Raw genomic sequence first — 9001 nt, forward strand, 5'->3', positions numbered from 1 at the left:
TGACCAGCGATGGAGCGCCCCGCCCGGCGCGGTGCTGCCGGAGGGGGCGCGGGGTCAGCCGGCGCGGTTGCGGCGCCGCGCGAGCTCGTCGGCGGGGTTGTGGCCGATGAGCGTCTCACCGGTGTCCACGCGCTCGCCGTGCAGCTGCGCCAGGGCGCTCTCGACGTCGCGCCAGACGACGCCGACCGCGATCCCGAAGACGCCCTGTCCGCCCTGGAGGAGGTCGACGACCTCGTCGGGCGACGTGCACTCGTAGACCGTGGCGCCGTCGCTCATGAGCGTCATCTGCGCCAGGTCGGCCATGCCGCGCGTGCTCAGGTGCTGCACGGCCGTGCGGATGTTCTGCAGGGAGACCCCGGTGTCCAGCAGCCGCTTGACGATCTTCAGGACGACGACGTCCCGGAAGCTGTAGAGCCGCTGGCTGCCCGAGCCGTACGCGGGCCGGACGCTGGGCTCCACGAGGCCCGTGCGCGCCCAGTAGTCCAGCTGCCGGTAAGTGATGCCCGCCGCCGCGCATGCCGTCGGCCCCCGGTATCCGATGCCGTCCGAGCCCCGGGAGCCGGAGCCGTCGGGACCGTCGGAATCGCTCCCCCGCGGAGTGGTGACCGCCGCCGTAGCGGAATAGCGGGGCACTGGTTCGACCGCTCCCCCATGCAGCGGATACGGACCGCCAACCGCCGTACCGTCGCCCGTGCTTCTCACGCCGACCTCCGTCCTTGACCTGCCTTCTCGACGGTAGGCAGTCGCTCGGGGTGCGTCAACGATCGCCACACTCGGCACGCCGAGTGATAATCACCCTGAGAGTGGTTTTACGTGTCCAGGTAGCGGGAAAGGCTACTCGAATGGCCCCCCGGGCGCCCCCGTGGCACGGCCGGGTACCGCCCTCACGGCGCCCTCCGGCAGCGGACGCGCTCACTGGTTGCTGCTGCCGAAGTCCTCGGGCGAGATCTGGTCGAGGAACTCGCGGAACTTCTCCACTTCGTCCTCCTGCTCGTCCGGGATGGCGATCCCCGCGTCGTCCAGCACACCGTCGCTGCCGTAGATCGGCGTACCGGTGCGCAGCGCAAGCGCTATGGCGTCGGACGGCCTCGCGCTGACCTCCACCCCGCTGGCGAAGACGAGCTCCGCGTAGAACACGCCCTCGCGCAGGTCCGTGATGCGGACCTCCGCGAGCTGCTGCCCCACCGCCTCCAGCACGTCCTTGAACAGGTCGTGGGTCAGCGGGCGGGCAGGGGCCATGCCCTGCTGGGCGAAGGCGATCGCCGTCGCCTCCCCCGGCCCGATCCAGATCGGGAGGTAACGGTCGCCTCCCACTTCACGCAGGAGCACGATCGGCTGGTTGGAGGGCATTTCCACCCGGACACCCACGACATCGAGCTCGTTCACACAGCAACCCTAGGACGTGCCCGGCAGGTTTGGGTAGTCGGGCACTGTGCGTCACTGTCCCCGGGGGTGCAGGGCGGCCCGCACGAGGGCGGCGTGGAGCCGCACGGCCAGGGTGGCCAGCTCCTTCGCGGTGGCCTCGGCATGCGCCCTGGTCTGCGGGTTGCGGTGCCTGCGCAGCGGCGCGATCACCTGTTCGATAAGTCCGGCCTCGCGGTCGGCGGCGGCCTTCACGGCGCGCAGGTGGCGCGGTTCCAGACCGTATCCGCCCAGGTCCGCGACCAGCCGCGCGATCGTGACGGAATCGGCGTCGAATCCGCCGTCCGGGTGGGCACAGAGCAGGCCGTAGGACTCCCACTCGGCCAGCTCGCCCTCCGTGACGCCCGCGGTGGCCAGGAGCTCCGTCCTGCCGATGCGGGCGGTCGTGCGGCCCTCCTGGCCGCTCGGGACCCCGTCGGCCTCCTGCGGGCCCTCAGGGGCCTCCAGGAGGCCGAGCGCGTCGAGCGCGTCGCGGGGCTGGGCGGGGGCGGGGAGCTGGACCCGCTCACCCCGGGCCAGGGCGTCCAGCTGCTCGCGGATGACCTTGAGCGGCAGGTAGTGGTCGCGCTGCATCCGCAGGACGTGCCCGAGCCGCTCCACGTCGTCCGTGCTGAACTTGCGGTATCCGGAGGGCGTGCGCTGCGGCTCGACCAGACCCTCCGCCTCCAGGAACCTGATCTTGGAGATGGTGACCTCGGGGAACTCCTCGCGCAGCAGGTTGAGCACCGTGCCGATGCTCACCAGCCGGCCTTCCGCAGCGGCGGCACCGGAAGATCCGGTACCGCCCGACGGTGTTCGAAGCATGGCCCTTCCCTGGAGTGCACCCGGACGGCGTCCGGGAGAGGGTCAGATGCCCCGCTGGCTGCCGAAGAAGACCAGCCGGTACTTGCCGATCTGCACCTCGTCGCCGTTGGACAGCGCGACGGAGTCGATGGGCTCCCGGTTGACGTACGTGCCGTTGAGGCTGCCGACGTCGCTGACGGTGAAGCTGCCGTCCTGCTCCCGGCGGAACTCCACGTGCCGGCGCGAGACGGTGACGTCGTCGAGGAAGATGTCGCTCTGCGGGTGCCGTCCCGCCGTGGTGACGTCGGCGTCGAGCAGGAAGCGGCTGCCGGAGTTGGGGCCACGGCGGACCACCAGCAGCGCCGAGCCCAACGGCAGCGCGTCGACGGCGGCCTGCGCCTCGGGCGACAGGGCCGGGATCGCCGTCTGACCGGTCGTCTCCGAGTCGTACGCCTCAAGACCGGAGATGGAGATGGTCGAGGTCGTCTCCGAGGCGCGCTCGGCGACGGCTCCCGGCCGCAGCGGCGCACCGCAGTTGGAACAGAACCGGCTGGCCTCGGCGTTCCGGTGGCCACACCTCGTACATACCGGCAAGGCAAACCCTCCACCCGCACTTGAGGTCGCTGGTGCCTCGAAACCTATGCGCCCCGCCTGGGCAGGGTCAACAGAGGACGCGCCCTGACTGCCCGGAATGTCGCCTCCCGGCGTCCCCGCGACGTCCATCTGGTCACGGAACAGCGGACGGCCCTCGTGGCCCCCCTCGCCGCCGTCCACCGGACGCGACGCCCGGTGCCGGGCAGTGCTGCCCTCCTGGCGTGCGCTCTTGCCGAACAACTTCGCAAACAACTTCACGGGCGATTCCCCTTGACCGAAACAGACCCGCCCGTGGGGCAGGACAAACCCTTGCTGCACACACCGTCCGACCTGGACATCCTCACAACGTCCGCAGTCAACAGACAGTTTCCATCACGCACCACGAACCCGGTGCGCCGACCCCCCGCAACCTCCCGCCCTCCCCGCGGGCCCCGTCTGCGCGCCACTCTCACTGCGATGACGACCGAGCGTAGTCAGGCCGCTTCGCCGGGCGCAAGGCGTCGACAATGATCTTCTCAGACCGGGAGACACTGACTCCCGCCTGCTCCTTCTCCAGAGTCTGCACCACACCACCGGGGATGTTCAGCGCGGGCTCCAGGTCCTGCGGCTTGCCGATGACCTTGAACTTATAGGGCTGGGAGACCTTTTTCCCATCGATCTCCACCTTTCCGGCAGAGCCGGAAAAATAGGTGTCGGCCACGACCCGGACGTCGTTGATCTGGATCGCCTCCGCCCCCGCAGCCCGCAGCTCCTGGATGGTGTCGAGGAGTTTGTCCGCCTCGACCGCACCCTTCGCGTCGCTCACGGTGAGCTCGATGCCGGGCCCCTGCGCCGCCACCGTACCCGCGAGCACGCCGAGCTGTTCCTCCTTCTGCGCCGTCTGCTTCCGGGCCTCGGCGGCCTGGTTGGAGCTGGATTCCAGCTCCGTCCGCTGGTTGTCCAGCCGGCGCTTCTCGTCCTCCAGCCGCTTGGTGCGGTTGTCGAGCTCGTCCAGGATGCGCACCAGGTCCTCCTGGCGGGCCCCGCGCAGCGCGCTGTTGTCGCTCGTCGACCGGACCTGGATGGCCAGCCCGAGCCCGAGCACGCACAGCAGCACCGCCACGGTGAGCTGGGCCCGTGTCAGCCTCGGGGGCCACAGTCCGTTCATCAGCCGTTGACGTCCCGTCAACGGCGCGGCCTTCGGAGCGCTTTCCTTTCGGGGCACGGCACCGCCCTGCGGGGCCGCTCCGGCCCCGGCGCCGGGTGCCGCTGCGGGCTCCGGCTCCGGCGGCGGCCCGGGCCGCGGCGGCCCGTCCGGGCCCTTCGGCTCCCCGGGTTCCGGCTCCGCGCCGGCCTCGCCGCTCTCCCGCGGCTCCCCGGACTCCTGCGGATCGCCACCCTTCTGCGGCTTTCGCGGCTCCTGCGGCTTCTGCGCCTCGTCCGCCCGTCCGGCCTTCTCCGGCTCCCCGGCCCGCTCCGGCCGGCCCGGCTCTCCGGACATCTCCGGGGTGTCGTCTGTGCTCATCGGTCTCACGCCCGGAAGATGTGCCGCCGGATGGCGGCCGCGTTGGAGAAGATACGGATACCCAGGACGACCACGACACCCGTGGACAACTGCGCCCCGACGCCGAGCTTGTCGCCCAGGAAGACGATCAGCGCGGCCACCACCACGTTGGACAGGAACGACACGACGAAGACCTTGTCGTCGAAGATCCCGTCGAGCATCGCCCGCAGACCGCCGAACACCGCGTCCAGCGCCGCCACGACGGCGATGGGGAGGTAGGGCTCGACCGCCGTCGGCACCACGGGGCGGACGACCAGCCCGACCACGACTCCCACGATGAGGCCCAATACGGCGATCACGATGTGCCCTTCCCTGGCTTTGCAGTACGTACGATCAGACTCGGCGCGGCAGGCAGCCGGACCTCGTCCTGGGCGGAAATGCTGGCGCGCACCCCGTAGTTCTGTTGCAGAACGTGCAGATACTGGCCGTCGGCACTGTCCTGGAACGCGGTGCTCAACCGCTGACCGTTCCCGATCGCCAGCACGGTGTACGGCGGCACCAGCGGCTTGTTGTCGACCAGTATGGCGTCCCCCGCGGCCCTGATCGCCGACAGCGACGTCAGCCGCTGCCCGTTGACGGCGATGGCCTCGGCACCGGACTGCCACAGTCCGTTGACGATGCGCTGCATGTCGCGGTCGCGCACGCGCCCCGTGTCGGAGAAGCCACTGCTCTCCCGGGGGCCACCGCCACCCGTTTTGGCCTGTTTGGCATCGTCGACGACCACTTTGACCCCCGGGCCCTGCACGGACGTGGCGCCGGCGAGCAGCGACACCAACTCCGCCTTGTCCCCACCGTGTTTCTGCAGCACGTCACGCTGCTTCGAGCCGACCGCGTCCCGCAGTGTGTCGACGTTCTTCTGCAGCGTGTCGGCGGCCGACGTCTCCGCCTCGATCCGCTGGATGAGCTGCTCCCGCTCCTTGGCCAGCGTCGGTGCCGATATCCGCGCCTGAGCCGCCCCCAGGGTCACCACCACGGCTGACAGCAGCAGCGCGGCGGCGAGCCCCACCTTGGCACGGAGCGTACTCGGAAGGCCCTTGCCGCCCTCGCCGCGCCGTGCCGCGGCCTCCGCGTAGCCCTCGTCCAGGCTGTGATCCATCACATTGGTCAGCAGCGACATGGAGGCATCGGGACGCGGAGGCGGCGATGAGGTGCTCCGAACGGGGGGCTGCTGCGACATGCCGCACATCGTCGCACGTCGGGGCCGTCGTCTCCCAATGGCCCCACCGGCGCGCCGGATCCGGGACAGATCCGGGACAATCCAGGAACGGGAAAGCGACGCCCCACCCGCCCCGCACGGGCCGCCCTTCGGACATCAGGACGACGTCCGGGGCGGCCCGTGCACGGTGTCAGCGCCCGGCGCCGTCCACGACGGCCGACCACTCGTCAAGCAGGGCCTGGGCCGAGGCGTCGTCAGGGCCCTCCGCCCACAGGTGCGTCACCGCTTCGGCCGGGTCGGGCAGCACCATCACCCAGCGCCCGTCGGCCTCCACCACGCGCACCCCGTCGGTCGTGTCGACCGACCGGTCGCCCGCGGCCTCCACGACGTGCCGCATGACCAGGCCCTTGACCGCCCACGGCGTCGCCAGGTCGCGCCGCAGGACGTGAGCGCGCGGAATACGGGCGTCTATCTGGCTGAGCGTGAGCTGCGTCCGTGCCACCAGCCCGATGAGCCGGACGAACGCGGCCGTGCCGTCGAAGACGCTGCTGGACTCCGGCACGATGAAGCCGCCCCTGCCGTCGCCGCCGAAGATGGTCGACTCGGCCCGGCCGACCCGCGTCAGGTCGTCCGGTGACGTCGTCGTCCACTCCACCTGCGTGCCGTGGTACGCGGCCACCTGCTCGGCGATGCGCGTCGTCGTCACCGGCAGCGCCACGCGCCCACTGCGCCGCTCGGCCGCGACCAGGTCCAGCAGCACCAGCAGGGCCCGGTCGTCCTCGACGATGCGCCCCCGCTCGTCCACGAGGGAGATGCGCTCGCCCACCGGGTCGAACCGCACGCCGAACGCCGCCCGCGCCGACGCCACGATCTCGCCGAGCCGTACGAGCCCGGAGCGCCGGGCGTCGGCGGTCTCCGTCGGGCGCGCCTCGTCGAGACCGGGGTTGATGGTGAGCGCGTCCACGCCCAGGCGCCCGAGGAGGCTGGGAAGGACGAGACCCGCGCTGCCGTTGGAGGCGTCGACGACGACCTTGAGGCCGGCCTCGGCCACACCGGTGGTGTCCACGGACCGCAGCAGCGACCCCGTGTAGGAGTCGTAGACGCTGGACGGGAAGGACAGGTCCCCGATCTCGCCGGGGAACGCGCGCCGGTATTCCTGGCGGGCGTAGACCCGGTCGAGCTTGCGCTGTCCGGCCTGGGAGAGGTCGGCCCCGCGCTCGTCGAGGAACATGATGTCCACCGAGTCCGGCACGCCCGGCGACGTGCGGATCATGATGCCGCCGGCGCTGCCCCGCGCGGTCTGCTGGCGGGCCACCGGCAGCGGCACGTTCTCCAGGTCGCGGACGTCGATGGCACTGGCCTGCAGGGCCGAGATCACGGCGCGCTTCAGGGCACGGGCACCCCGCGAATGGTCACGCGCCGTGGTGACGGTCGCGCCCTTCTTCAGCGTGGTCGCGTACGCCCCGGCGAGCCGCACCGCGAGCTCCGGTGTGATCTCCACGTTGAGGATGCCGGACACACCGCGCGCACCGAAGAGATGGGCCTGACTGCGGGACTCCCAGATGACCGAGGTGTTGACGAATGCGCCCGCCTCGACGGTCTTGAAGGGATAGACCCGGACGTTCCCCTGAATAATCGATTCCTCGCCGACGAGGCACTCGTCCCCGATGACGGCTCCGTCCTCGATCCTGGCGGCGCGCATGATGTCGGTGTTCTTGCCGATGACGCAGCCGCGCAGATTGCTCTGCTGCCCCACATAGACGTTGTCGTGCACCACGGCCTTGTGGAGGAAGGCGCCGCTCTTGACCACGACGTTCGAGCCGACGACCGTGTGCTCGCGGATTTCGGCGCCGGCCTCCACCTTCGCGTAGTCACCGATGTAGAGCGGGCCCCGCAGGGTCGCGTCGGGGTGCACGTCGGCGCCCTCGGCCACCCAGACACCGGGCGAGATCTCGAAACCGTCTATGTCGACGTCGACCTTGCCGTCGAGGACGTCCGCCTGGGCCTTGACGTAGCTCTCGTGGGTGCCGACGTCCTCCCAGTAGCCCTCGGCGACGTAACCGAAGACCGGCTTGCCTTCCTTCATCAGCTGCGGGAAGACGTCGCCGGACCAGTCGACGGGCACATCGGCCTTCACGTAGTTGAAGACCTCGGGCTCCATGACGTAGATGCCCGTATTGACGGTGTCGGAGAAGACCTGGCCCCATGTCGGCTTCTCCAGGAAGCGTTCGACCCTGCCCTCCTCATCGACGATGGTGATGCCGAATTCCAGCGGATTGGGTACCCGGGTGAGGCAGACGGTGACGAGGGCGCCCTTCTCCTTGTGGAACCGGATCAGGTCCGTGAGGTCGAAATCCGTGAGGGCATCGCCGGAGATGACCAGGAAGGCATCGTCCTTGAGCGCCTCTTCGGCGTTCTTGACGCTGCCCGCCGTGCCGAGTGGCTTTTCCTCGTTGGCATAGGTCAGCTCCATGCCCAGTTCCTCGCCGTCACCGAAGTAGTTCTTCACGAGTGAGGCGAGGAACTGCACAGTCACCACGGTTTCGGTGAGCCCGTGCCGTTTGAGCAGGCGCAGCACATGCTCCATGATCGGCCTATTGGCCACCGGCAGGAGCGGCTTGGGCATGCTTGAGGTCATGGGGCGAAGGCGGGTGCCTTCACCACCGGCCATCACGACGGCCTTCATGTCGGAAGCGTCCTCCTTGAGAGACGACGGTCATGCCGACTTCACGCCAGGTAAGGCTTGTGACGGGGCGATGTCAGTCGGCCGTGGCGTCCGCCTTCACCAGGCGGCGGACCTGAACCACGTAGAGGATCCCTGCCCACCAATACAGGGTTGTACCCCATCCGGCGAACGCCCATCCGAAAATCGCGGCGAGTGAGGACAACCAGCCCTCACCGTCACTGAGAAGCAGCAACGGGAAGGCATACATCAGGTTGAACGTGGCGGCCTTGCCGAGGAAGTTCACCTGCGGCGGCGGATAGCCGTGGCGCCTCAGGATCCACACCATGACCAGCAGCATCGCCTCGCGGGCGAGGAGGGCGAGGGTCATCCAGAGCGGGAGGATCTCACGCCACGTCAGGCCGAAGAGGGTGGAGAGGACATAGAGCCGGTCGGCGGCGGGGTCGAGCAGCCGGCCGAGGCTGCTGACCTGGTTCCAGCGCCGGGCGAGCTTTCCGTCGAGGTAGTCGCTGACGCCGCTGAGCGCCAGGACGAGGAGGGCCCAGCCGTCGTGCTTCTGGAGAATCAGCCACAGGAAGAGGGGTACGCCGACGAGGCGCGCCATGCTGAGGATGTTCGGGATGGTGAGGACGCGGTCGGTCTGAACGCGCGTCTCCTGGACCTCCACCCGGGGGCCTCCTGTGGGGATATGTACCAACGATGTCCCACGACTTTACCCCCAGGCGGGTTGGGCCGGTGCGGAGGGGGCGAAGGGCCCCGGCCGGGGGTGGTTGGGGGGCTGGCTGGGGGCGGTGGGGGCGGTAAAGGTGCCGGGAACCGG

Annotated in this window: 9 protein-coding genes; all 9 read right to left on the bottom strand. The window is 69.8% G+C overall.

The features are described 5' to 3' along the window. Positions 1 to 54: 54 nt before the first annotated feature. The 9 genes from LE181_RS11125 to clsA all read right to left on the bottom strand — a co-directional run bounded on the left by LE181_RS11125 (position 55) and on the right by clsA (position 8848). Complete coding sequence (locus LE181_RS11125) at positions 55 to 702, bottom strand: MerR family transcriptional regulator (protein WP_225661067.1); 648 nt, start codon at positions 700 to 702, stop codon at positions 55 to 57. A 210-nt stretch (positions 703 to 912) separates the two neighbouring features. After that, positions 913 to 1386, bottom strand: coding sequence for a bifunctional nuclease family protein (locus tag LE181_RS11130; RefSeq protein WP_099198755.1), 474 nt, complete (start codon positions 1384 to 1386; stop codon positions 913 to 915). Between the two features lie 51 nt (positions 1387 to 1437). Then, positions 1438 to 2226 carry a transcriptional regulator FtsR gene (gene ftsR, locus LE181_RS11135; protein WP_225661068.1) on the bottom strand — a complete coding sequence of 263 codons (789 nt, stop codon included), beginning with the start codon at positions 2224 to 2226 and terminating at the stop codon, positions 1438 to 1440. A 42-nt stretch (positions 2227 to 2268) separates the two neighbouring features. Then, a complete protein-coding gene (locus LE181_RS32635; protein WP_372458314.1) occupies positions 2269 to 3117 on the bottom strand; it encodes an FHA domain-containing protein in 849 nt (282 codons plus the stop codon). Between the two features lie 130 nt (positions 3118 to 3247). Further along, positions 3248 to 4303, bottom strand: coding sequence for a DUF881 domain-containing protein (locus LE181_RS11150; RefSeq protein WP_225661069.1), 1056 nt, complete (start codon positions 4301 to 4303; stop codon positions 3248 to 3250). Positions 4304 to 4308: 5 nt separating this feature from the next. Further along, on the bottom strand, positions 4309 to 4641 hold the full coding sequence (locus tag LE181_RS11155) for a small basic family protein (protein WP_071964751.1): 333 nt from the start codon (positions 4639 to 4641) through the stop codon (positions 4309 to 4311). After that, positions 4638 to 5519 (bottom strand): DUF881 domain-containing protein, encoded by an 882-nt coding sequence (locus tag LE181_RS11160; RefSeq protein ID WP_225661070.1) that lies wholly within the window; start codon positions 5517 to 5519, stop codon positions 4638 to 4640. The genes LE181_RS11155 and LE181_RS11160 overlap by 4 nt, the downstream gene beginning before the upstream one ends. A gap of 169 nt (positions 5520 to 5688) precedes the next feature. Further along, entirely contained in the window at positions 5689 to 8184 is a 2496-nt protein-coding gene (locus LE181_RS11165; protein ID WP_225661071.1) for a mannose-1-phosphate guanyltransferase, read from the bottom strand. 73 nt (positions 8185 to 8257) lie between these two features. Continuing rightward, positions 8258 to 8848 carry a cardiolipin synthase ClsA gene (clsA, locus tag LE181_RS11170; protein ID WP_225661072.1) on the bottom strand — a complete coding sequence of 197 codons (591 nt, stop codon included), beginning with the start codon at positions 8846 to 8848 and terminating at the stop codon, positions 8258 to 8260. Positions 8849 to 9001 lie beyond the last annotated feature (153 nt).

The sequence above is a fragment of the Streptomyces sichuanensis genome (assembly GCF_020328095.1).
GTDB lineage: Bacteria > Actinomycetota > Actinomycetes > Streptomycetales > Streptomycetaceae > Streptomyces > Streptomyces cinnamoneus.